Source organism: Kribbella sp. NPDC104218, assembly GCF_055584105.1.
Genome location: NZ_JBVJMQ010000001.1, coordinates 275,839 through 298,704 on the forward strand (window position 1 = coordinate 275,839; position 22,866 = coordinate 298,704).

The following is a 22,866-nucleotide window of genomic DNA, read 5'->3' on the forward strand; positions in this document are numbered from 1 at the left end:
ACGGCGTCCAGCCGGTGAACGACCGGCGAAGGTCAGGGGCGCAGCGTGGCGCGGAAGCCGACCCGGTCGCCGCGATAGAGCGAGCGGACCACCTCGATCGGGCAGCCGTCGGCGTCCCGGGTGTTGCGGTGCAGGAGCAGCATCGGCAGCGACTGGGTCGCCTTGAGCAGCTCGGCCTCGCGCGGGGTCGCTATCACCGTCTCGACCAGCTCCTCGCCCTCCCCGAACCGGACGCCGAGCTCACCGGTCAGGCAGCGGTACAGCGAGCCGGTCGGATCCAGCACCTCGCGCAGCGTCGGAAACCGCGCCACCGACATGTACGTCGTCTCCAGGCCGATCGGCTGGCCGTCGGCGAACAGCACCCGCTCCAGCTCGTAGACCTGGTCACCGGCGGCGATCGCGAGCTGTTCGGCCAGGACGTCGTCCGCGCCGATCTCCTCGAACTTGACCACCTCACGCGCCGGCGTGTGCCCCTGCGCGCGCAGCGCCTCGGTGTAGCTCACCAGCGCCAGCGGCTGCACGAGCTTCGGCGTCGCCACGAACGTCCCCTGCCCCTGCCGCGCCCGCAGCCGCCCGTCCGCGATCAGCTCCCGGATGGCCTGCCGCATCGTCCACCGCGACACCCCGAAGTCCTTCGCGAGCACCCGCTCCGGCGGCAGCGCGCCGCCCTCCCCGAGGCCCTCGATCACCTCGACCAGCCGGGTCTTCACCACGAAATGCAGCGGCTCGCTCACGCCGCCGATCGTAGTGGAAAAGCTCGAGCCCCCGGCGGGAACCGGGGGCTCAGTCGAATGGGTGGACAGTGCGGAGGTGCTTCAGCTGCCGGACTTGCGCCGGAACTGGCGCTTCTGCTTGTCGTTGTGCGCTTCGCCGACACCCTGACCGCGCGCACCGCTACCGGGGTGCGAGTGGTTTCCGGCGTTCTTCTTCTCGAGCGCTTCCCGGAACTTCTTCTGCAGATCGTCCGCCGGCTTGCTGGCCTTCTCGCTCATACCGTCTCCTTCAAACCGTCAGGCGCGTACCGCCCTACGCTAACCGAGTGTGAACGCCTGATGCGACTCAATTCAGTGGGCGGACGCCGCGTCGGCCTGGATACTGCTGGGCGTGGCGATGCATGCGGGACAGCTGGATGTGACGGCCGGCCTGGTCGAGCGGCTGGTGGCCGATCGGTTTCCTGGGCTGGCGGTGCGGGCGGTGGCTTCGCCTGGGACGGTGAACGCGCTGTTCCGGGTTGGGGACGAGCTGGTCGCCCGGCTGCCGCTGGTGTCGGGGGATCCGGTGGAGGTGCGGCGGGAGCTGGAGGCGGAGGCTGCGGCGGCGCGGCGGCTGCGGGCGATCTCGCCGTACCCGACACCGGAGCCGATCCACATCGGCGAGCCGGGGGCCGGCTACCCGATGCCGTGGGCGGTCTACAGCTGGCTGGACGGGAGTACGGCGTACGACGCGGAAACCGGTCCGGAGTACGCAGCGGACCTGGCGCGGTTCGTCCGGGCGCTGCGGGCGGCGCCGACTGAGGGGCGGGTGTTCAGCGGGCCGTGGCGCGGCGGCGTACTGACATCGCAGGACGCATCTGTCGCGGACGGGCTGGCGCGGAGTCGCGAGCTGATCGACGTGGACGCGCTGACGGCGCTCTGGGCGCGGCTGCGTGAAACACCGCGAACCGAGCCGGATGTGTGGACACATCGCGACCTGATGCCCGGGAACCTCCTGGTCGCGGACGGACGGCTGGCCGGGGTGATCGACGTCGGAACGTTCGCCGTGGCCGATCCCGCGATGGACCTGCAGCCCGCGTGGAACCTCCTGGACGTCGACGCCCGGGCCGCGTTCCGCGCCGCCGTGGGCAGCGACGACGCGGAGTGGGCGCGTGGGATGGGCTGGTCGTTCGCACAGGCAATCGGCTGCCTCTGGTACTACGTGGAGACCAACCCGACCATGTCCCGCACAGCCCACCACACGTTGACCGCCCTGCTCACAGCCGCCTAGCCACGAACACAAACTCCTTACCCGGCCGGTCCGGCGCCTCCCGAACCTCATCGACGGTGAAACCGTCCAGCGTCACCTCATCGCGCTCCCGGAACCACAGTGTCGATTCCGACGTCAGGACGGCATTGTCGGAGCTGAACACGTAGGTGCCGCGGAAGCTGACGTACGGCAGCTCGACTCGGGTCAGCTCACCCCAGTTCGCCACGGTCTCCCCGGTGGGCAGCTCGACCTCGCGGTACGTCGTCTCACGCGACCAGCTCGACCACTCTTCCCACGCCCGCTGCGCTGGATCCCTCGTCTCGAAGACGAATCGCCCGCCCGGCTTGAGCGCATCCCGGATGCCGCTGACGGTCGCCGACCACTCCTCGTCGGAGAGGAAGACCTGCGCGACGTTCCCCGTCATCACCGCCAGGTCGACGTCCATCGGCGGCAGCGTCGTCGCGTCCCCATGCACCCAGTGCACGCGGTCGGCGTACTCCTTGCCCTTGGCCACTTCCAGCGACGCGGCCGCCGGGTCCATCCCGACCACCTCGATGCCACGGCCAGCCAGCAGACAGGCCAGCTCACCCGTCCCGCAGCCCACGTCCAGCACCCGTTCAGCGCCGAACTCACTGACCATCGCCGCATAGGCCACCAGGTCATCACGTGCCGGTTCCAAGGCGTCGTACACCGCCGCAAGGCGCGGTACCGCAAACAAGTCGTCAGCCATGTCGCTGCACGGTACCCACGCACTCACGACGTTGCACCTGTATATCGCCGCAGTCCGGCCCGCCAGGCCAGCGCAGCGAGCGCTGCGGCGCCGGCTGCCGCTGTCAGGCTCGCTACCAGGACGGCGGCGTTCGGCCCACGCAGTAGGGCAGCTGACGGGACTGAGGCGATCAGTGCCATCGGGAACACGTACGTCAGCACGACTCTGATCGGGCGGGCGAAGACATCAGTCGGGTAGCGACCGAGCTGCCATGCTGAGTGGTAGAAGACGTCCAGCTGCAGTTTCGGCGCCCAGAACGCCAGACAGGCCAGCAGAACGCTCAACGACCAGGTGACCACCAGACCGACGACGACTAGGACCAACCAGCCAAACAGCCCGCCTAGGGTGATTGGTACTGAGCTCACACCCCAGCTCAAGACGGCAACACCTAGTACCAGCTCGAGGAGCGCCAGTGGAGCTGACAGCGACAGGCTGGCCAGGAACAGGCTCGGCGCGGGCTGCAGCAAGTAGCCGTCGAGTTTGCCGTTCCGGATGCCGTTGTCCGGGAACCAGGCCAGATTCGGGTCGATGAAGGTAGCGCGCAGTGCGGTGATCACCTCGTAGGTGCCGATCAGCACCAGGAACTCGGCCCGCGTCCAGCCGGCGACCGAGTCGGCCCGGGTGAAGATGATCAGGACGGCGGCGAGCGTCGTACCGAGGCCTGTGAACGCCAGCAGGACGTCGAAGAGCAGGTTGGCGCGGAACGCGACGCTACGGCGCAACGACATCGAGAAGCCCGCTCCGAGCAGGCGTAGCAGCTTCACGAGCCCACCGCCGTGTAGCGCCGGACGCCTCGGCGCCAGACCGCCCAGACCGCGACGAGCAGGACCGCCACCCACCCGAGCTGCCAGCCGATCGCACCGGCGTACGGTCCGCCGGCGGCGACCTCGGCCGGGAGACCGTGCATGCCGTAGAAAGGCAGGACCTCGGCGACTCGCCGCCACGCCTGCGGGAGCAGGGCGATCGGCGCCGCCGTCCCACCGAGGAGGAAGCCGAGTTGGCTGCCGAAGGCAACAATCGCGTGGACTCGCTCGGTCCAGAACGCGGTCAGCGCGAGCAGGAAGGTGAAGAGGAAGATCAGGACGGCGGCGAGCGCGATCAGCGGGAGCGCGCGGAGGATCGCCGTCCCGGCGAAGCCGACCTGGAGGCTGACGGCGGTGAGCAGGACGATCGGGGCGCCGAGCAGGGTCAGCCAGCCGCGGATCGCCAGATTCGCGCCGAGGACGCCGAGGACGACCGGTTGCGGGCGGAGCAGCTCGTGGCTGAGGGTGCCGTCGTAGATCCGCTCGGAGAAGGTGTGCTGCTCGAACGACTCGGTCATCAGCGTGACCAGGATGATCGCGATGTAGTAGCGCAGGATCGCCGGGTCGTCGGGGTAGATCGCGGACCAGACGAACAGGCCGATCAGCGGCCCGATCACGGCCTGGACGGCGAGCGTGAGCAGGAACCACCAGGCGCCGGACCACTCCAGCACCTCCTGGCGGACGCGGAAACCGAGCAGGGCGAAGGTGCGCATCAGACGCCGTCCCGGTAGGCCTGGTCGATGACCTTCTCCAGCGGCGGCTCTTCCACGGCCAGATCGACGACCTCCCCGGCTCGGAGCAGGCGGGCGGTCTCCTGGGCGACGTCGTCCCGAGCGACCCGGACTTCGCGGACGCCGTCCCGCGTGGTGATCCGGATCAGCTTGTACGGCGACAACCGGGCGGAGAGCTCCGCGAGCGGTCCGTCGTACCCGATCCGGCCCTGGTCGATCAGGATCAGCCGCGGGCAGAGGGAGGCGACGTCCGCCATGTAGTGGCTGGTCAGGAGGACGGTCGCACCGGTCTGGTCGACGTACCGGGCGACGAACTCGCGGATCTGCGTAGCGGCGGTGACGTCGAGGCCGATGGTCGGCTCGTCCAGGAAGAGCACCTGAGGGCGGTAGACGAGCGCCATCGCCAGACCGACGCGCATCCGCTCGCCGAGGCTGAGGGCGCGGAGCTGACGGTCGAGCTGGAGATCGAGGAGCTGTTGGAGCTCGGCGAGCGTCCGGCGGAAGTCGGGACGGGCGACGTCGTACAGGAGGCGTTGGTACTCCAGGACGTCGAGCACCGTCAGCTCCTGCGAGCCGCCGACGGGCTGGCTGCCGCGGACGAACGCGATCTGCTTCAGGAAGCCGGAGCGGCGGTCCCAGGGGGTGTGCCCGAGGACTTCGACGCGGCCGGCGGTCGGGTGCAGGATGCCGGCGAGGATCTTCATCGCTGTGGTCTTGCCGGCGCCGTTCGGGCCGATGAAGCCGACGACCTCGCCGCGGCCGATGCCGAACGAGATCCGATCGAGGGCCTGGACGGTCTGGTACTCGCGGCGGAGCACCGAGCTGAGGGCGGCACGCAGGCCGCTGCTGCGCACCGGGGCGCGGTAGGACATCGCGAGGTCTTGCACTTCGACAGCAGTCATCCGGCGACCGTAAGAACAAAACACCACACTTGATGTCTTATTTTCCTGGCATAGTCGAACCATGCGCGCCGAACGGCTTCTGCGGCTCCTCCTGCACCTCCAGACCCGCGACCGCTCGACCGTCGCCGAGCTGGCCGCGCTGCTCGAGGTGTCACACCGCACGGTCCAGCGCGACCTGGACGCGCTGAGCGTGGCCGGCGTCCCCGTCTACTCCACTCGCGGCCGTGGCGGCGGCTGGTCGATCCTCCCCGACTACCGCAGCCGGCTGACCGGGCTGACGCCGTCCGAGGTGATGTCGGTCTTCGTCGGCGCGACGGCGCACGTCCTGGCCGACCTGGGCCTCGACGCCTCCGGCGACCAGGCCATCACCAAGCTGATCACCACCCTGCCCGAGTCGACCCGCCGCGACGCGGAGTACGCCCGCCAACGCCTCCTGATCGACCACGCCTCCTGGGACAATCAGCGTGAAACGCCCCGCTGGCTCGACCTCTGCCGCGAAGCCCTCTGGCAGGAGCTGCACCTGTCCATCACGTACGCCGACGGCACCGAGCCGTTCCTGGTCGCGCCACTCGGCCTGGTCGCCAAAACCCGCACCTGGTACCTGGTCGCCGCCCGCACCGACGGCCGCCTCCGCACCTACCGCCTCAGCCGCCTCACCTCAGCCACCCGCACCACCACCCACTTCCCCCGCCCGCCCGACTTCGACCTGGCCACCTACTGGTCCCAATCCCAAGCCGAGTTCCGCGCCACCCGCCCGTCGTACCCCATCACCCTCAAAGTCCACCCCGATGCCCTCCGCCGCTTCCGCCCCCTCACCCCTGCCCTCCCCACCCCCGACGGCCACTGGATCGTCCACACCGACCTCGAAAACCCGGGCGAAGCCCTGTCCGCCGTCCTGGCCCAAGCCGGTGCCGCCACCGCCCTGGCACCCCCAGCCCTCATCACCGCCGTCCGCAAAGCCGCCCAAGCCCTGACCACCGCCCACTGACCGACCTCCGCGGGGCGGGCCGCCGGACCGACGAACGGGTAATGGTCCGGTCACGCGGCCCCTGGGATCTGTTGCTCCGCCTGGGCGGGGCTGGCTTGGCGCACCTCTACCCGTTCGTCTGTTCGGCGTGACCGGTTCAGGCCAGCGGCCGTTGCGGGGGCTGGGGTGGGGCTAGCTTCGGGAGTCGGCGAAGGGAGGGCTTGTGGGCGTTCGGGCGCATTTGGCGTTCTTGGACTCGACGCGGGCGGTGGTCGAGGGTGAGCTGGCGCTGATCCACAGGATGCTGGACGAGGCGAATCCGTTGGCGGACCGGTTGTTGCGGTCACGGCGCTTGTCGCAGGTCGAGCTGAACCTGGTGCAGGCCGACATCCGGATGATCGAGGCCTCGGAGCGGTTCGCGCAGGCCCTGCTCGAGGCACTCGACGAGCTGAACCTGCTACCGGTCTTCGGCCTCACCGCCTGGTGGAGCCGGCGCAAGCTCCGCGGCGGCGTCCGCCGACTCGCCCACGCCCGCGCCACCTCGCAGACCGCCCTGAGCGACCTCCGCCGCATCGCACCGTAACGCCGGCCCTATGCTTCGGACCATCCGGGGATGGAGGGGTGGCAATGCGCCGAGGAACATGGGTCGTGGCTCTGGCCACGGGGGTAGGTCTACTGGCCGGCTGCGCCGGGGAGGGCAAACCGTCGGCGAGCCCCTCGACGACGGCATCGGCGTCCGCGCCGGCATCCGTTCCACCTGAGGAACGGATGGTGCCGCAGGTCGACGCGCTCCTGAAAGCGCGGTCGGCCGCAGTCGTAGGCGGGCGCGAGACCGACTTCCTGAAGACCATCGACCCCGCCAACACCAAGCTGGTCGCACGCCAACGCCAGATCTTCGCCAACCTGCAGAAGCTCGGCGTCCAGCAGGTGGGCTTTCAACGGGAGACGGCGTACGTCGCCGAGGAGAAGCCGGAGAGCGGGTCGGGGGCGCAGGCGTTCCGGGTGCGAATGCTCATCCAGCTCACCGGTATTGATGCAGTCCCGCGCGCCACCCCGCTCGGTTACACGTTCGCCGAGCGCGGCGGGCGGGTCGTGCTGGTGTCGGACGGCGATCTCGCGCAGGAGGCGGATCGGGGGACGTACCGCGAACCCTGGGACCTCGGCCCGATCGAGGTCGTTCGTCGTCCCGGCCTGCTGATCGTCGTCCCACAACCGGAGCGCGCCAACGGGGTGCGGCTGGCGAAGGAGGCCGCGGCCGCCCTGCCCGCCGTCCGCGCGGCGACCAGGCGAGCGCAGTCCGGCGTCCTCGTGGTCGCCTTGGCCGACACCCGATCCATGGACCCGGAGTGGCAGACCGGCGGCCACCCGGCCGGCGCGGTCGCCGCCCCCAACCTCACCCCCAGCAAAGCCGACGAAACGACCCTCGAGGTCGTCGGCAGTCGCGTCGTCATCAACCCCACCGAACGCAAGACCGCCGACCGTTTCCTCCTCGCCCACGAATTCACCCACGTCGCGATGGCCACCCTCGGCAACTTCGCCCCCACCTGGATCGTCGAAGGTCTCGCGCGCTACGTCGAGTTCGACCTCGCCGAACAAGAGGGCTACGACGGCCCACCCAAACAACGCGCCGAACTCCGTAAGAAGGTCATCCCCGCCATCACCGTCCTCCCCATCGACGGCACCTTCCACGGCGACTACGGCGACGAGTCCTACGGCGTCAGCTGGCTAATCATCGACCACCTCGCCAAAACCCACGGCCTCCCCAAAGTCATCGCCCTCTACACCGACTTCGCCAAAGGCCCCGACGCCCCCGCCCACCGAGACCAACTCCTCAAAAAACACCTGAACCAAACCGAACCCCAACTACTGGCCGCCCTCAAGAAGTAGAGCTGCAACTGTGCAGATGATTGGAGTTTTCGGAGACGAGCGGCCGTTCGAGCCACCGGCGGACGACGCGTTGGTGGCGTCCGTCGAGGCCGAGCTGGGTCTGCGCTTGCCGGCGGCGGACGTCTAGCTCGCCCGCCAGCACAACGGCGGACACTTGGCGCGATCGGCACACCCAGCGGAGTAGCGCACCTCACGGGCCGAGGACCACGTCGATCGCGGCCGGCGGACGGCGGACGGCGGACGGCGGACGGCGGACGAGAGCTTGTGCGGCACCTTCGGAAGCACCTTCTGGGTTACGGAGTGGGGCTGCCCCGACATCGGCATCTACTTCGCCGACTGCCCGTCCGCCGGCCACGACATGATTGCCCTTGACTACCGCTCCCCAGCCGAGCCAAGCGTCGTCCACGTCGACCAGGAGTTCGACTACCGCGTCACCCGGCTCGCCCCTAATTTCGCCGCCTTCGTCACCGGTCTCGTCCACAGCTCGGTGTACGACGACGCGTTCTGAGACTCACCGCACAAGCTGCCCCAACGGCCTTCTGAGGCCTTCGAAGGCGTCATGGAAGCGAGGAAGCTCATTCTTCGATACCCCGTTGCCAGTCGCGATGCGTTGCCAATCAGCGGTTTCGTCGAGAACCTCACGAATGATCTGCCGAGCATCGGCCATGATCACGCAAAACGATCCGGCATAAATCAGTGAAGATCAGCTTCGAGCTCCCGGCAACGCTCTCGTCCTCAAACAGTGTGCCCTTGACACGCCCGCGAGGCCTCCCAGCGCGTCAGAAAACTCAAGGTGGCCACTGTAGCTTGAGGTGTGTACTGCGCACCGCCCTGTCGCCACCGTTAGGTCCTAGGCACGTTTGTCCGTGACACTTTCTCCCCGGTGCGGATCGCGACCGACCGTACCCTGGTGCACGCTGGCCCGCAGGGGCCATCACTCGGAGTACGTCGGGCAACAGTTCCGGATCGTCCGCCTCGAGCCCGCACCCAGGGATCGTCGCACTGTGCAATATTCAGTGCCGATAGCTCACGTCTCGGACTAAGCGTGAATTTAGGCTATCATTAGCGCATGGCCGACGAAAAAGACTTTGAAAATCGCCTGCCAATCTTTCTATTTTTGGACGAGTCCGGAACCGCACCAAGTGATCCCCTGACGATGGTTGGCGCAACCGCATATCATGACGTCGCCCGAGCGGAAGCGGCGATCATTGGCGCATACGAACGCGCCTTAGGTGACGCTTCTTTGTGGCACCGCAAATCGAAGCGTCAGAGATTCTCAGAAGTTGGCTTCCATTTCACTGAAGATAGCGAGTCAGTCAGGAACACTTTTCTCTCCGCGCTCGATTCGATCGACTACCGAGCCTACGCAGCCTATGCGAGAAATGACGCACAGCGCAGCACGACCGACCTCATCGTGGCAATGTACGGCACGTTGCTGTCAAGCGTCCTTGCCCGGTACCGCGACTACAAGCTAACTGTCGTATTCGAGCAGAACTCGACGATGGATCCGCTGTACGGAAAAATTTGGTCGGTGCTGCAGCACAAGGTCCCTGGTATCGAGTCGGCCACGGCACTACGCGGCACGAAGTCCGCACCATGCCTAGCTGCGACGGACTACGTTCTTGGCGTCACGCGAGCACACCTTCGCGAAGGTGCCTCAGACTTCCAACAGGGGCGCTTCGTCGCACTGGGCAGAAGCTACGCTTATCTCATCGACTTTGACGACGACCGACACCTAGGTGGCAGGAAGCACCCTATACTGTAGACACTGGGGGTGCCGCAGCCTTGGGGACGAGTCGTCCCCGCGACCATGTGATGTGTAAGAATCCCGCTATGGCACCCCCGGCCCCACTCTTTGAGTTCACGTGTCATCAGTCTGTCGCATCACTGGAAGTCCCGCTTGGCAAGTCAACCCAGGCTCTGGAACACCTGGCCGCGGCTTGCGACTCCGGCGAGGCCTACCATCTGAATTACTTCCGGATTCGCAGCAAGCTGCGAATCGTCTCCGTCCCGAACAACCAGCTGGATCTTGTTCACCGACGTATAAGCTCCCTCATCTTCCCCGTCGACCTCGCAATGAGAGAAGAGGTTAACGGGTTCATAGCCCGAAGATCTACGATCACAAACGCCCGGCCGCACACCGGAGCCAGATACCTGCAGAAATTTGATATTAAAGATTTCTTCATCAATATAAGAACGCTTCAGGTTCGGACCGCGCTACGCAGTATCGGGTTTGGCGTCGGCGCGGCATCCATGATCAGCCGGCTAGTCTCATGTAATGATCGAGTCCCTCTCGGAGCCAGGACGAGCCCGAGGATCTCGAATCTGGTGTTGATGTCCTTCGACGATGCCATGATTGCGCTAGCTGACGAACGAGAACTCTCCTACACCCGCTATGCTGATGACCTGTCATTTAGTTCCCAAGCCATGTTTGATGTAAGCAGCGAGGTCCGTACAGCCTTGACCTCCAGCGGATTTGAACTGAATACATCGAAGACGAAGTCGTTCAAACATGGACAGCCGATGTTCGTCACCGGATTAGCTATTTCCGACGAATCAAGGCCGCGTCTTCGCAAGCGACTCAAATCACGACTCCGCCGCGAGTTTTACTTCGTCGAGAGATACGGCCTGGCAGGACATGCCAACGAGATCGGTGTCGACCCCCAACGCACGGCGAGTCGACTGCAGGGCCAGTTCCATTATGCGAGGTCCGTTGAGCCAGAGTTTGCGACCCGATTGGAAGCCAAGTATCCGGCCGCCTTCGGCCAGCTGATTCCTCAGCGGACCGATGACCGCGTCGAACGCGCACAGCGCTCTAGGCAAGCATTCCTGACTGACGTAGAGAACGCGCCACAGCAGACTCTGCCGTTCTATACACCGACGGCATCGCTACCGTTCACCCCGGTTCACCGTGCGGTTGAGTGACCGAACGAACGTGCGAGACGCAGGCCTAAAGCCCTCTCCACCGAGGGATGACCCCAGAGCCGAGGCGTCCATTAGCGCCTCGCCGGGCTTCGGTGGCGACCGCCTCGCGTGCTGCGCCGGAGGCGCCAACAGGAACAGCCGCCGCCGGAGGCGGTGTCCTCAGACGTTGAAGCGGAATTCGACTACGTCGCCGTCTTGCATGGTGTAGTCCTTGCCTTCCATGCGGACTTTGCCGGCGGAGCGGGCGGTGACGAGGGAGCCGGCTTCGAGGAGGTCGGTGTAGGAGACGATTTCGGCTTTGATGAAGCCGCGCTGGAAGTCGGTGTGGATGACGCCGGCGGCTTCGGGGGCGGTGGCGCCGCGTTTGATGGTCCAGGCGCGGGCTTCTTTGGGGCCGGCGGTGAGGTAGGTCTGGAGGCCGAGGGTGTCGAAGCCGACGCGGGCCAGGACGTCGAGGCCGGGCTCGTCGATCCCCATTTCCTTGAGCATCTCGAGGGCTTCGGCCTCGTCGCCGAGCTCGACGAGCTCGGCTTCGAACTTGGCGTCGAGGAAGATGGCCTCGGCGGGGGCGACCAGATCGCGCATCTGCTGTTTGAGGGGTTCGTCGGCGAGTTCGTCGGCGTCGCAGTTGAAGACGAACAGGTAGGGCTTGGCGGTCATCAGCATCAGCTCGCGGATGGCGTCGCGGTCGACGTCGGTGGCGATGATGGGGGTGCCGGCCTCGAGGTGCTTCTGGGCGGCGCGGACGGCCTCGAGGGTGACCGCGGCCTCCTTCTTGAGGCGCATCTCCTTCTCCAGCCGCGGAATCGCCTTCTCCACCGTCTGCAGGTCGGCCAGGATCAGCTCGGTCTGGATGGTGGAGATGTCGTCGGCCGGGGAGACCTTGCCGTCGACGTGGGTGACGTCGTCGTCGCGGAAGACGCGGGTGACCTGGCAGATCGCGTCGGACTCGCGGATGTGGCTGAGGAACTTGTTGCCCAGCCCCTCACCCTCCGAGGCGCCGCGGACGATCCCCGCGATGTCGACGAACTGCACCGTGGCCGGGATCACCTTGGCGGAGTTGTAGAGCGCGGCCAGCTTCTCCAGCCGTGCGTCCGGTACGCCGACGACCCCGACGTTCGGCTCGATCGTCGCGAACGGGTAGTTCGCCGCGAGCACGTTGTTCTTGGTCAGCGCGTTGAAGAGCGTGGACTTGCCCGCGTTGGGGAGCCCGACGATTCCGATGGTGAGTGCCACGGGCGTCAAGACTACGCGGGAAGCACCGCTCCACCCCAATTCAGATCAGGAAGGCCTCCAGTTCGGCGCCGTACCAGCGGCTGGTCCGGCCCGCCGGGCGCATGCCGAGCCGCCGGCAGACGGCCAGCGAGGCGGCATTGTCGGGCCGGACGACGGCGTGGATCCGCTCCAGCCCGGCCTTGAACCCGTGCTCGATCGCACCCCGCGCGGCCTCGGTCGCCAGACCGCGCCCCCACGCGTCCGGATGGAAGTGCCACCCGACCTCCACCTCACCGGCGGACGCCGTCCCGTCGGACGGCTCGGGCAGCGGCACGAGCAGCACCGTCCCGGCGACGCTGTTCGTCGCCCGCTCGTGCACGGCCCAGACGCCGTACGTCGGGTCCTGGTTGCGCTCGTTCCAGCGGGCGATCACCCGGGTCGCGGCGTCCCGGTCGGCCATCACCTTCGGATCCGCGCCGAGCCAGCGCGACACCTCCCAGCGCCGGTAGATGTCGAAGACCCGGTCGCCGTCCGCGGGCGTCCAGTCCCGGACGCGGACCCGATCCGTCTCGTAGACCACCTTCGGTTCCATCACGGCTCCCTCCCCTTACCCTTGCCGATGATGTATCCGCCCGAACCAGCCGAGAGCAAGCAGCGTCTCCACTCTGTGACCCAAGCGCCCGAAGTTGCCCCGTTTCGCTCACGCTTCGTGTTCGGCTGCCTGCAATTCCTGCGGTTCGGCCTGCTGGAACTGGTCTCCTGCCTGTTCCCGGCGTTCCTGTTCGCGGGCCTCGCGATCTCGAAGTACGTCGACCTGCCGATCGCCCGGTACGACGCCCTACTGGTCTACTGCCTGGCGCTGACGCTGCTCTTCTGGGCGGTCCGCCTGGAGACCTGGCGGGAGGTCGCGGTGATCTTCGGGTTCCACCTGGTCGGGCTCGCGCTCGAGCTGTTCAAGGTCCGGATCGGCTCCTGGCAGTACCCCGGGGACGCGGTGACCAAGCTCGGCGGGGTGCCGCTGTTCGCCGGGTTCATGTACGCCGCGGTCGGCAGCTACATCTGTCAGGCGTGGCGCCGGTTCGACCTGCGGGTCAGCGGCTACCGGCCGATCCAGACGACGATTCTCGCGGCGCTGATCTACGCGAACTTCTTCACCCATCACTGGATCGTCGATCTGCGGATCCCGATCGCGATCGCGCTGCTCTGGGTCCTGCGCGGGACCTGGGTCTTCTACACCGTCGGCGTCCGCCGCTACCGGATGCCGCTCGCGCTGTCGTTCGTCCTGATCGGCTTCTTCCTCTGGGTCGCCGAGAACTTCGGGACCTTCCTGGACGCGTGGAACTATCCCGATCAGGTCGATGTCTGGCGGCTCGTGCACCCGGCGAAATTCGGCGCGTGGGCGCTGCTGGTGAGTATGAGCTTCGTGCTGATCGCGAGTGTGAAGGCGCTCGAGGGCAGGCTCTACCACCGCGGTACGCCGGCCTCCGTGGCCACGCCGCGGGCGACCGAGATCACGCTGCCTGACGCGGCAACATTGCCGCTGGACAACGACGCTGAGATCTCACCGCAACACGGGAATGCCAACCCTCACAGGGACTGAGGCGTCTTCAGTGGTGTGAGGCTCCTGAGGGGGAGCTGGGGAAAATCCGCCGCTAGTGAGGAGTTTTCGCATGTCCCGAAAGTTCGCCGCCTTCATCGCGACCGGAGTGGCACTGGTCATCGTCGCCGGCGCTTTGCTCGCCTTGGCGCTGGGACACGAACGGCAGCCCCACCCGGCCGCGGCCAGCACCCAGACATCCAGTACGCCGACGCCCACACCCACCGAGCCGACCGCGACGCCGACCAACAACGCGCCGCCCTCGACACCGCAGACACCGGCCGGCGACCCGACCGCGAACCTTGTCAAAGGCAACAAAAAGGTGCTCTTCTTCAGCTTCGACGACGGGCCCGACCCGGTCTGGACGCCGAAGGTCCTGCAGACGCTGGCGAAGTACGACGCGAAGGCGACGTTCTTCCAGCTGGGCAACCACCAGGCCGAGCACCCGGCGCTGAAGGACCAGATCCTGGCCGCGGGGCACACGATCGGCAACCACTCGATCTCGCACCCGCAGCTGACCGCGATCTCCAACGCCGAACGCCGGCGCCAGATCTACGACGGGCCGCAGTCGAAGTGCTTCCGGCCGCCGTACGGCGCGACGAACCCGAAGGTCCGCGCGGACATCAAGAACGCCGGCATGGTGCAGGTGCTCTGGGACGTCGACCCGCGCGACTGGGCCCGCCCGGGCGTGAACGCGATCGTGAACAACATCCTGCACAACGCGCGCAACCACAACGTGATCCTGATGCACGACGGCGGCGGCGACCGCACGCAGACCGTCGCGGCGCTGGACAAGGCACTGCGCATCCTCAAGGGCCAGGGCTACTCCTTCCTCGCGATGGACTGCTGAACCACGCACCGAAACCCGCTCGGGGCCGGTTGATTCCTGGGGGGATCGGCCGGCCCCGGCGTCCGTCACACCGCGCGGCTCCCGCCCGACGGCCAGCCGCTCTCGCTCTCGCCGGCCGGCCACCCGCTCTGGGTCTCACCCGCCGGCCAGTGCCGGATCGGCTCCGGCTCCTCGATCGCCAGGAACTCCGGCGCGGTGAGCGGCCGGACCGAGGCCTCGATCGACTCCATCGCCGTCAGCTCGGCCTCGGTGACATGCAGGTCGCGCAGTTTGCGGGCGGTGATGAAGACCCGCCGCTCGAACGAACCGACCGTCCCGTTGTAGGCCTCGACGGCGGACGTCAGCGACCGGCCGACCCGCCCGAGATGGTCGCCCATCACGCTCAGCCGGTCGTACAGCTCGCGCCCCAGCTCGAACACCTGCTGGGCCGACTCGGTGAGCGCTGACTGGTTCCACGCGTACGCCGCCGCCCGCAGAGTCGCGATCAGGGTCGTCGGCGTGGCCAGGATGACCCGGCGCTCGGCGGCGTACTCGAGCAGGACCGGCTCGATGTCGAGCGCCGCCGACAGGAACGACTCCCCCGGCACGAACAGGATGACGAACTCCGGCGTCGGCGACAGCCGCGTCCAGTACGCCTTGGCGGCGAGCTGATCGACATGCGTCCGCAGATGCCGCGCGTGCGCCCGCAGCCGCTCCTCACGGAAGTCGGCGTCCTCGGACTCGGCCGCCTCCAGGAACGCGGCCAGCGGCACCTTCGAGTCGACCACCAGGTTCTTACCTTCGGCCAGCCGGACCACCAGGTCGGGCCGGAGCAGCCCGTCCTCACCGCTGGTCGTCGTCTGCTCGGTGAAATCGCAGTGCGCGACCATACCGGCCAGCTCGACCGTCCGCCGCAGGTGCAGCTCACCCCACCGGCCGCGGACCTGGGGTTTTCGGAGCGCGGTCGACAGCGAGGCCGTCTCGCGGCGCAATGCCTCGCCGCTCATCCGCACCTCGTTGACCTGTTGATGCAGCTGGCTCTGCCAGGCCGCCCGGCCCTGCTCGAGCTGGTTCAGCTGGGCATGGAGGCGATCCAGCGCCTCCTTCACGACCGCCTGACCGCCCATCTGCTGGCCGACCGTCGCCCGCTCCTGCGTCAGCTCGACCACGCGATCCTCGGCCGCATCCCGCTCGGCGGTAACCCGCGCGAGGGCCGCGCCATCACGCCCACGGGACCAGAGCACGCCGAAAACCGCTCCCAGCAGCAACCCCACCACCAGGAACAACAGCACCAGTAATACCGTCGCGCCACTCATGTCACAGATAGTGCCCGACCCCGCCGACAGTTTTCGAAAGCCGCGCCCCCACCCCCTGGCCAGGGGTGGGAGCGCCGACGATCAGCCGTTCTTCCGGGCCGCGCGTTCCAGGTCGTCGGCGATCGGCTGCAGGACGCGCGCGGCGGCCGCCAGGGCCTCCTTGAGCGACTTGCCGGCGTCGATGGCGTCGTCGAAGGCCCGGTTGGCCTGGGCCCGCTCGTCCTCGGTCTGGACGCCGTAGCGCAGCGCCCAGATCGCCTGCCGGCGAACCTCCTGACGCGTCGCCGCGCCCTCGTTCTTGATCTGCTGCATCAGGTTCTCGTACTGCCCCACGGTGAACAGCTCCTTCGGTGGTGCGCCGCTGGCGGCGAACAAGGCGGTGACGCTGATGGCGCCGGGATCCCCGTGATCGTTCCCGGGAATATGGCTGTGGCCGTAATGACCGCCGCGGTTCAGCCAGATCGTCCGGCTGCGCGGGGACTCCGGCACGTTGTGCGGCGGACTGGCGACGAATCGGGGCGGCGGGCCGGCCGGCCAGGCGTCCTTGATCCCCCAGGACCGGATCGCGGTCATCATCGCCCGGAAGTTCTTCCCGGGTTTCCAGTAGCCGGTGAACGGTTTGGCCGCGCGGCCGATCACCTCGACCTGGATACAGACCTTGCCGACCCGGTTCGTCATCGTCGAACCGTCGTTGCGCAAGGCGCGGCCGCCGACGTTCAGCGGCAGGAACTGGCCCAGCCGATCGGTCAGCGGGTCGTAGAGGATCTGCGGTTCGGCGGACTTGTTGGTGAGTACCCGGATCATTGCGGCCCAGACCGAAGAAGTCCCGGGATCGGCTTCCGTGGTGTGCCAGACGACGCGCGGTGGTGCATTGGAGGTGATGGTGCCACCGGGGGCGGACGGTTTCAGCCGTTCGGCGCCCGGGATCCAGATCGTGCCTGCCATTGGTTCCTTCCTCACTTCGAGATCTGGTTCTCCCAAGTGCCCGATGATGCCTCGGACGGTGCGGGTTCGCATCAGTTGAGGCGCGTTCGGCGGGGGCCTGAGGAGAACGCAGTGTGTTCGGCGGATCACACACTGCTATTGGATCAAGTTGGCGGGAATCCGACAACAGTGAACCGTTGACAGCCTGGGGTGAGTGCACGGGAGGATGAGAGCGCTCTCAAGCCTCCACGGACGGCGCCCTCCCGTCCCCGCCGCCCGTGTGCCCTGCCTTCTCGCCTTGGGACGATCTGAGGAGGAAATGTGCGCATCAGACGTCAATTGACAGCGATCGCCGCGGCTCTGGTGACCGCGGCCGGTCTGCTCACCGCACTCGGCAGCGCGCCCGCCGATGCCGCCGTACCCGCGACCATCCCGCTCACGATCAGCAACAACTCCGGCCGCGGCGACGCGGTCTGGATCTACAACCTCGGCACCAACCTGGCCACCGGCCAGCAGGGCTGGGCGGACGCCGCGGGGAACTTCCACGCCTGGCCGGCCGGCGGCAACCCGCCGACCCCGGCGCCGGACGCGTCCATCGCCGGGCCCGGTAACGGGGGCTCGATCACGATCCGGATGCCGAAGTTCTCCGGCCGGATCTACTTCTCGTACGGGCAGAAACTCGTCTTCAAGCTGACGACCGGCGGCTTGGTCCAGCCCGCCGTCCAGAACCCGTCCGACCCGAACCGGAACATCCTGTTCGCCTCGTCGGAGTACACGCTCAACGACAGCGGCCTGTGGATCAACAGCACGCAGGTCGACATGTTCTCGGTGCCGTACGCCGTCGGCGTCCGGCCGGCCAGCGGCGCGACGAAGACCACCGGCCATCTGAAGCCGGGCGGCTACAACGCCTTCTTCAACTCGCTGCGCAACCAGAGCGGCGGCTGGGGCAACCTGATCCACACCGCACCCAACGGCACGATCCTGCGCGCCCTGTCACCGCTGTACGGCGTGGAGACCGGCGCGATCCCGGCCAACATCATGGACGACTACATCAACCGCGTCTGGTCGAAGTACAGCTCGCAGACGCTCACGGTGACGCCGTTCACCGACCAGCCGAGTATCAAGTACTTCGGCCGCGTCTCGGGGAACACGATGAACTTCACCAACACGTCGGGCCAGGTCGTCACGTCGTTCCAGAAGCCCGACTCGGCCAGCGTCTTCGGCTGCTTCAAGCTCCTCGACGCGCCCAACGACCAGGTCCGCGGGCCGATCTCGCGCACGCTCTGCGCGGGCTACAACCGCTCCACACTGCTGACGAACCCCAACCAGCCCGACCCGAACAACGCCAACTTCTACAAGGACGGCGTGACGAACCAGTACTCGAAGAAGATCCACGAGCAGATGGTCGACGGCAAGGCCTACGGTTTCGCCTTCGACGACGTCGGCGCGCACGAGGCGCTCGTCCACGACGGCAACCCCCAGCAGGCCTACGTCACCCTCGACCCCTTCAACTGAGCAAGCCGCCCGCGGCACCCGGAGCTCAGTACCCGGGTGCCGCGCAGGCCGCTCAGTAGCCGAGCGTGAAGCGCTTGCGGTTGTGCGCCGGAGTCTCGAACTCGTCGAGCGTGGCGACCGCGAAGTCCTCGGCGGAGATGCTGGTGCCGACGGGCTCGTCGAGGCCGAGCCGGAAGTTGCCGGTGCGCTCGCCCGGCGCGATCGCGAAGGCCGGGTGCTGCATCGTCCAGTTCACGCTCTCGTCGGTCGCGCGCAGGGCCTCGAGCGCCTGCGCGACGGTCAGCGACTCCTGCTTGTACTCCGCCGGGAAGTCCGGGCCGTCCAGGACGCGCTGCCCGCCGATGGTCAGACCGCCGGCGCCGCCGACGACGAGCAGCCGGACCGGAGTGCCCTGGACGGCGGCGATCAGGTTGCCGACGGCGTCCAGGTAGTCCTGATGGTCGCCGCCGGTGCGGCTCGGGCCGAGGGCGACCGCGACGACGTCCGCGCCGCCGACGATCTCCTTGACCGAGGCGACGTCGTTCGCGCTGGCCTGGACCGGACGGACGCCGTCCGGGACGTCGCCGCCGGAACGGGTGACGCCGGTGACCTCGTGGCCGCGCCGGACCGCCTCGGCGGCGATCCGGCTGCCGACCATGCCACTTGCGCCGTAGACCGCGATCTTCATGGTGCCATCCTCCGAAAATAGATGAATGCTCAACTTATAGATCAATAGTATCTATTGGTAACCAGCTACTTCAACGTGCTATAAGTACCCTGTGGTTACTAATGGGAGTTACGAGCGTGGCGACCTCTTCGACCCGAACTGCGGCACCCGGCTGATCCTCGACCGGATCGGCGACAAGTGGACGGCGCTGGCCGTGCTCCGGCTGCAGCACGGGTCGCTGCGCTTCACCGAGTTGCGCGACGGCATCGGCAGCGTCGCGCCCAAGGTGCTCACCCAGACCCTGCGCCGCCTCGAGCGGGACGGGCTCGTCACTCGCGAGGTCTTCGCCGAGGTGCCGCCGCGCGTCGTCTACGACCTGACGCCGATGGGCCGCTCGCTGATCGGTCCACTCACCGCCGTCAGCGACTGGGCCGAGGAGCACATCAACGCGATCAACACCGCCCAGAGCCAGTACGACGCCAGCGCCTGACAGCCGTTCACAGACCGCCCCTACAGTCGAGCCATGGGTTTCGATTGGGGAGTCGGCGAGTACGAATGGACCGCAGCGGACCTCGCACCGGCCGCACAGCTGCTGGTGACGAGCGCAGCGGTCGAGCCGGCCGCCCGCCTCCGGGAGGTCGCCACGCAAACGGCCGCTGCGCGCGGTCTGGTCGATCTGAGCGTGCTGGACGGCACAGCCGCCGACCTCCCCCTGCCGGACGGTTCCGCCGACGCAGTGCTCTCGAACCAGCTGACCTTCTCGGTTGGGTCGCCGGCTGAATTTTGGGAGACTCGGCTGCTGCGGCATCCGATCGGTGCGCAGACCACACCGCTGCTCGTGCGGGCCGGTGTGTTCGACGACGTCCAGGCGGCGGCGCTCGCACAGCTCGAGACGCTGATGCCCGAGTTCGCCGTCGACTACGTGCTGGTCGAGGCGACGCGCTGAAATCGCTTCTCAACCTTTCCGCACCGCCACGTCATCTCGTACTGCGGAATGTTGAAGGCCGGCCCGAATGCCGAAAGGAGGCCAGGTCATGGCTGACGAGCTCAGAGCGCGTCTTGAGGCGCTGGTCGCCGATCCGCCGCCACCTAGCGGCGTCCCGAGTCAGGCCGTGTTCACACGCGTCCGCAGGGCCCGGCGTCGGCGTGCGGCCGGCGCGGGGGCACTGGTCACGGCAGCGGCGATCGCGGTTTTCGCCGTGGTCGGCAATCTGAACGACTCCAAGAGCCAGCCACCAGTTCTGGGACCGCCACCGACCACTCAGGTCGCTCCGGTCGAGCCGCCGCTCGGCGTCCGGCTGACACTGACACCGACGATCAAGGGGCGGACGATGACGATGGCGGTCGAGGCCGCGGGCACTGTGCTGGTTCCGATCCTGGACGGCGCGTATGTGACGCCGAGCAGCCAGGGCCTCTGGTCGCTCTCCCCCGGCGCGGAATACTCCTTCGGGCACGGTGCCGCGAGCGGTGCGGACGGCGGGCCGCTCACCTGCGACGGCTCCACGAGGCGGTTCACCGGGCGCTCCACCTTCCCGGCGGACCCGCACACGTACCCGAAAGCCGGGACGTACACCTTCACCTTCACCGTCCGGTTCTGCGGGCTGGACAAGCCAGTGACCGCCACCCAGAAGATCGTGATCAAGTAGATGGCCGGGATGGATCAGGAGTTCGCGGATTTCGTAGACGGCCGGTTCACGGCGCTGCAGCGGTTCGGCTACCTGCTGACCGGTGAGTGGCATCTGGCCGAGGATCTGGTGCAGACCGCGCTGACCAAGGTGTGGTTCCACCGCAACTCGCTGCGCAGCGCGAACGCGTTGGAGAGCTACACGCGGACTGCGATGGTCAACACGAGCACCCAGTGGTGGCGACGGAAGTGGAAGGGCGAGACCCCTACCGAAGTGCTGCCAGAGCCGGCGTCGGAGTCGCAGTACGGCGTCGTGGACGACCGGGACCTCTTGCTGCGCGCGCTGGCGACACTGCCGCGGCGGGTGCGCGCCACGCTGGTACTGCGGTACTTCGAAGATCTGCCTGAGGCTGAGATCGCCGAAATCATGGGCTGTTCGGTCGGCACGGTGAAATCCAATGTTTCGCGCGGCCTGGCCAAGCTGCGTGAGCATCGGCTGGTTTCCGCCATCTCAGCACCTGCCGACAAGAAGGTGCGCCCGTGAGCGACCACTTGCGGGAGCGCCTCGGGGAGCTGGTTGCTGACCCGCCGCCTCCGACTACAGTGCCGAGCGTGGCTGTCTTCGCCCGTGTCCGGAACGTACGACGCCGCCGCGCGGCCGGTGCGGCAGTTGTGACCGCGGCTGCGGCTGTCGCGGTTTTCGCCGTCTTCAGCAACCTGAGCGACAGCAGGAGCGAGCCGCCCGTGCTGGCGCCGCCGCCAACGCCGGTCCAGACGACACCGCCGCCGTACGACGTCACCGTCACGCTCAAGCCGGTAGTGAACGGCCGGACGGTCACGATGAACATCTCCGCGACCGGCACTGTGCTGCTGCCAGTCGCCGACGGCGGTCTGGAGCTACCGGCGCAGAACCTGATGGCTCTCGGACAGGGGTCGGCGTACTCGTGGGGAGACGACAGCGAGCCGTTCAGCGCGTTCAGCAACGGGACTGAGTGCGCGAAGGCGAAAACGTCGTACAAGGGCAGTGGGACGGTCCCGCCGGACACGCACACGTATGCGCGGCCCGGCGTCTACATCTACACCTATCGAGCCAAGTTCTGCGGGATGAAAGAAGCGGCGACCGCCACCACGCAGATCGAGATCAAGTAGGTCAGAGCGTCCAGGCGTGGTCGGACGTGCCGGTCGTCGGCCGGCCGGCCGCCTTCAGATCGGCCCGCAGGTCACGCGGCAGCGCGAACGTGAGGCTCTCCTCGGCGGTGGTGACCTCCTGGACGTCGGCGTACCCGCGCTCGGCCAGCCAGCGCAGGACATCGCGGACCAGGATCTCCGGGACGCTCGCGCCGCTGCTCAGACCGACCGACTCGACGCCGTCCAGCCAGCTCTCGTCGATCTCGGCGGCGTAGTCGACCAGGTGGCCGGTCTTGGCGCCGTACTCGAGCGCGACCTCGACGAGGCGCACCGAGTTCGACGAGTTGCGGGAGCCGACGACGAGCATCAGGTCGACCTCGGGCGCCATCTTCTTCACCGCGACCTGGCGGTTCTGGGTGGCGTAGCAGATGTCGTCGCTCGGCGGGTCCTGGAGCAGGGGGAACTTCTCGCGCAGCCGGCGGACCGTCTCCATCGTCTCGTCGACCGACAGCGTCGTCTGCGACAGCCAGACGACCTTCTCCGGGTCGCGGACGGTGACGTTCGGGACGTCGTCCGGGCCGTCGACGATCGTGGTGTGCTCGGGGGCCTCGCCGCTCGTCCCGACGACCTCTTCGTGACCCTCGTGGCCGATCAGCAGGATGTCGACGTCCGCCGCGGCGAACCGCTTGGCCTCGTGGTGCACCTTCGTCACCAGCGGGCAGGTCGCGTCGATCGTCTTCAGCTGCCGCGCGGCCGCCTCGGCATGCACCACCGGCGACACCCCGTGCGCCGAGAAGATCACCGTCTCGCCCTCGGGGACCTCGTCGGTCTCGTCGACGAAGATCGCACCGCGGTTCGTCAGCGTCTCCACGACGTACTTGTTGTGAACGATCTCCTTGCGCACGTAGACCGGCGCGCCGTACAGATCCAGCGCCTTCTCCACGGCGACCACCGCCCGGTCCACGCCGGCGCAGTACCCCCGCGGAGCCGCGAGCAGCACCCGCTTCGTCGCAACGGCGGTCGTCGTACCAGTGTCATCAGCGTGGGCAGTCACGCCCTCCATGGTACGGGCCCCATTCCTGTGAGCGGGATCACGCGTCGGGAGCCGTCCGCCCTGTCCGGACGG

Annotated in this window: 27 protein-coding genes; 15 read left to right on the forward strand and 12 right to left on the reverse strand. The window is 67.6% G+C overall.

The features are described from left to right. Positions 1-32: 32 nt before the first annotated feature. Both ACZ6ZD_RS01215 and ACZ6ZD_RS01220 read right to left on the reverse strand, forming a co-directional pair. Positions 33-734 carry a GntR family transcriptional regulator gene (locus tag ACZ6ZD_RS01215; RefSeq protein ID WP_465667128.1) on the reverse strand — a complete coding sequence of 234 codons (702 nt, stop codon included), beginning with the start codon at positions 732-734 and terminating at the stop codon, positions 33-35. A gap of 81 nt (positions 735-815) precedes the next feature. Further along, positions 816-992, reverse strand: coding sequence for a DUF5302 domain-containing protein (locus ACZ6ZD_RS01220; RefSeq protein ID WP_171675969.1), 177 nt, complete (start codon positions 990-992; stop codon positions 816-818). A gap of 118 nt (positions 993-1,110) precedes the next feature. Here ACZ6ZD_RS01220 and ACZ6ZD_RS01225 point away from each other — a divergent pair, with 118 nt between their 5' ends. Continuing rightward, positions 1,111-1,983: an aminoglycoside phosphotransferase family protein gene (locus tag ACZ6ZD_RS01225; protein WP_465672594.1), complete on the forward strand. Its 873-nt coding sequence runs from the start codon at positions 1,111-1,113 to the stop codon at positions 1,981-1,983. Here the strand turns inward: ACZ6ZD_RS01225 and ACZ6ZD_RS01230 are convergent. From ACZ6ZD_RS01230 to ACZ6ZD_RS01245, 4 genes are read right to left on the reverse strand one after another with little or no spacing between them, the layout of a single operon-like run. After that, entirely contained in the window at positions 1,970-2,692 is a 723-nt protein-coding gene (locus tag ACZ6ZD_RS01230) for a class I SAM-dependent methyltransferase (protein WP_465667130.1), read from the reverse strand. The two genes, ACZ6ZD_RS01225 and ACZ6ZD_RS01230, sit on opposite strands and share 14 nt — an antisense overlap. 23 nt (positions 2,693-2,715) lie before the next feature. After that, positions 2,716-3,495, reverse strand: a complete 780-nt coding sequence (locus tag ACZ6ZD_RS01235) for an ABC-2 family transporter protein (RefSeq protein WP_465667132.1) — start codon at positions 3,493-3,495, stop codon at positions 2,716-2,718. Then, a complete protein-coding gene (locus ACZ6ZD_RS01240; protein WP_465667134.1) occupies positions 3,492-4,247 on the reverse strand; it encodes an ABC-2 family transporter protein in 756 nt (251 codons plus the stop codon). Before ACZ6ZD_RS01240 ends, ACZ6ZD_RS01235 begins: the two co-directional genes overlap by 4 nt. Next, a complete protein-coding gene (locus tag ACZ6ZD_RS01245; protein ID WP_465667136.1) occupies positions 4,247-5,167 on the reverse strand; it encodes an ABC transporter ATP-binding protein in 921 nt (306 codons plus the stop codon). The genes ACZ6ZD_RS01240 and ACZ6ZD_RS01245 overlap by 1 nt, the downstream gene beginning before the upstream one ends. Positions 5,168-5,228: 61 nt before the next feature. Here ACZ6ZD_RS01245 and ACZ6ZD_RS01250 point away from each other — a divergent pair, with 61 nt between their 5' ends. From ACZ6ZD_RS01250 to ACZ6ZD_RS01275, 6 genes are all read left to right on the forward strand, one after another. Beyond that, on the forward strand, positions 5,229-6,155 hold the full coding sequence (locus ACZ6ZD_RS01250) for a helix-turn-helix transcriptional regulator (protein WP_465667138.1): 927 nt from the start codon (positions 5,229-5,231) through the stop codon (positions 6,153-6,155). Between the two features lie 202 nt (positions 6,156-6,357). Then, entirely contained in the window at positions 6,358-6,717 is a 360-nt protein-coding gene (locus ACZ6ZD_RS01255) for a hypothetical protein (protein ID WP_465667140.1), read from the forward strand. Positions 6,718-6,782: 65 nt separating this feature from the next. Beyond that, a complete protein-coding gene (locus ACZ6ZD_RS01260; RefSeq protein WP_465667142.1) occupies positions 6,783-8,021 on the forward strand; it encodes a hypothetical protein in 1,239 nt (412 codons plus the stop codon). A 262-nt stretch (positions 8,022-8,283) separates the two neighbouring features. Then, a complete protein-coding gene (locus ACZ6ZD_RS01265; protein ID WP_465667144.1) occupies positions 8,284-8,529 on the forward strand; it encodes an SMI1/KNR4 family protein in 246 nt (81 codons plus the stop codon). Positions 8,530-9,090: 561 nt separating this feature from the next. Beyond that, on the forward strand, positions 9,091-9,786 hold the full coding sequence (locus tag ACZ6ZD_RS01270; RefSeq protein ID WP_465667146.1) for a hypothetical protein: 696 nt from the start codon (positions 9,091-9,093) through the stop codon (positions 9,784-9,786). 68 nt (positions 9,787-9,854) lie between these two features. Continuing rightward, a complete protein-coding gene (locus tag ACZ6ZD_RS01275) occupies positions 9,855-10,946 on the forward strand; it encodes a reverse transcriptase family protein (protein WP_465667148.1) in 1,092 nt (363 codons plus the stop codon). Positions 10,947-11,105: 159 nt separating this feature from the next. Here the strand turns inward: ACZ6ZD_RS01275 and ychF are convergent, their stop codons facing one another. Continuing rightward, complete coding sequence (gene ychF, locus ACZ6ZD_RS01280) at positions 11,106-12,182, reverse strand: redox-regulated ATPase YchF (RefSeq protein WP_465667150.1); 1,077 nt, start codon at positions 12,180-12,182, stop codon at positions 11,106-11,108. A gap of 40 nt (positions 12,183-12,222) precedes the next feature. Next, positions 12,223-12,753, reverse strand: a complete 531-nt coding sequence (locus tag ACZ6ZD_RS01285; RefSeq protein ID WP_465667152.1) for a GNAT family N-acetyltransferase — start codon at positions 12,751-12,753, stop codon at positions 12,223-12,225. A gap of 117 nt (positions 12,754-12,870) precedes the next feature. On the opposite strand from ACZ6ZD_RS01285, the gene ACZ6ZD_RS01290 reads away from it, so the two are divergent. After that, positions 12,871-13,761: a DUF817 domain-containing protein gene (locus tag ACZ6ZD_RS01290; protein WP_465667154.1), complete on the forward strand. Its 891-nt coding sequence runs from the start codon at positions 12,871-12,873 to the stop codon at positions 13,759-13,761. Between the two features lie 70 nt (positions 13,762-13,831). Continuing rightward, positions 13,832-14,608 (forward strand): polysaccharide deacetylase family protein, encoded by a 777-nt coding sequence (locus ACZ6ZD_RS01295; RefSeq protein ID WP_465667156.1) that lies wholly within the window; start codon positions 13,832-13,834, stop codon positions 14,606-14,608. 65 nt (positions 14,609-14,673) lie between these two features. On the opposite strand, the gene ACZ6ZD_RS01300 is transcribed toward ACZ6ZD_RS01295, so the two are convergent. Beyond that, the gene (locus tag ACZ6ZD_RS01300) at positions 14,674-15,903 is read right to left on the reverse strand and encodes a DNA recombination protein RmuC (RefSeq protein WP_465667158.1); all 1,230 of its coding nucleotides are present in this window, start codon (positions 15,901-15,903) and stop codon (positions 14,674-14,676) included. 81 nt (positions 15,904-15,984) lie between these two features. Beyond that, positions 15,985-16,848, reverse strand: a complete 864-nt coding sequence (locus ACZ6ZD_RS01305) for a hypothetical protein (protein WP_465667160.1) — start codon at positions 16,846-16,848, stop codon at positions 15,985-15,987. A gap of 300 nt (positions 16,849-17,148) precedes the next feature. Here ACZ6ZD_RS01305 and ACZ6ZD_RS01310 point away from each other — a divergent pair, with 300 nt between their 5' ends. Beyond that, positions 17,149-18,342: a glycoside hydrolase family 64 protein gene (locus ACZ6ZD_RS01310; protein ID WP_465667162.1), complete on the forward strand. Its 1,194-nt coding sequence runs from the start codon at positions 17,149-17,151 to the stop codon at positions 18,340-18,342. A 52-nt stretch (positions 18,343-18,394) separates the two neighbouring features. On the opposite strand, the gene ACZ6ZD_RS01315 is transcribed toward ACZ6ZD_RS01310, so the two are convergent. Then, on the reverse strand, positions 18,395-19,009 hold the full coding sequence (locus ACZ6ZD_RS01315) for an NAD(P)-dependent oxidoreductase (protein WP_465667164.1): 615 nt from the start codon (positions 19,007-19,009) through the stop codon (positions 18,395-18,397). 91 nt (positions 19,010-19,100) lie between these two features. Here ACZ6ZD_RS01315 and ACZ6ZD_RS01320 point away from each other — a divergent pair, with 91 nt between their 5' ends. From ACZ6ZD_RS01320 to ACZ6ZD_RS01340, 5 genes are all read left to right on the forward strand, one after another. Further along, positions 19,101-19,478, forward strand: a complete 378-nt coding sequence (locus ACZ6ZD_RS01320; RefSeq protein ID WP_465667166.1) for a winged helix-turn-helix transcriptional regulator — start codon at positions 19,101-19,103, stop codon at positions 19,476-19,478. Between the two features lie 33 nt (positions 19,479-19,511). Next, complete coding sequence (locus tag ACZ6ZD_RS01325) at positions 19,512-19,934, forward strand: methyltransferase domain-containing protein (protein WP_465667168.1); 423 nt, start codon at positions 19,512-19,514, stop codon at positions 19,932-19,934. A gap of 88 nt (positions 19,935-20,022) precedes the next feature. Continuing rightward, on the forward strand, positions 20,023-20,634 hold the full coding sequence (locus tag ACZ6ZD_RS01330) for a hypothetical protein (protein ID WP_465667170.1): 612 nt from the start codon (positions 20,023-20,025) through the stop codon (positions 20,632-20,634). 9 nt (positions 20,635-20,643) lie between these two features. Then, positions 20,644-21,156, forward strand: a complete 513-nt coding sequence (locus ACZ6ZD_RS01335) for a SigE family RNA polymerase sigma factor (RefSeq protein ID WP_465667171.1) — start codon at positions 20,644-20,646, stop codon at positions 21,154-21,156. Continuing rightward, the gene (locus ACZ6ZD_RS01340) at positions 21,153-21,761 is read left to right on the forward strand and encodes a hypothetical protein (protein ID WP_465667173.1); all 609 of its coding nucleotides are present in this window, start codon (positions 21,153-21,155) and stop codon (positions 21,759-21,761) included. Before ACZ6ZD_RS01335 ends, ACZ6ZD_RS01340 begins: the two co-directional genes overlap by 4 nt. 1 nt (position 21,762) lies before the next feature. Here ACZ6ZD_RS01340 and ACZ6ZD_RS01345 read toward each other — a convergent pair whose 3' ends face one another. After that, positions 21,763-22,803 (reverse strand): 4-hydroxy-3-methylbut-2-enyl diphosphate reductase, encoded by a 1,041-nt coding sequence (locus tag ACZ6ZD_RS01345; RefSeq protein WP_465667175.1) that lies wholly within the window; start codon positions 22,801-22,803, stop codon positions 21,763-21,765. Positions 22,804-22,866: the final 63 nt, after the last annotated feature.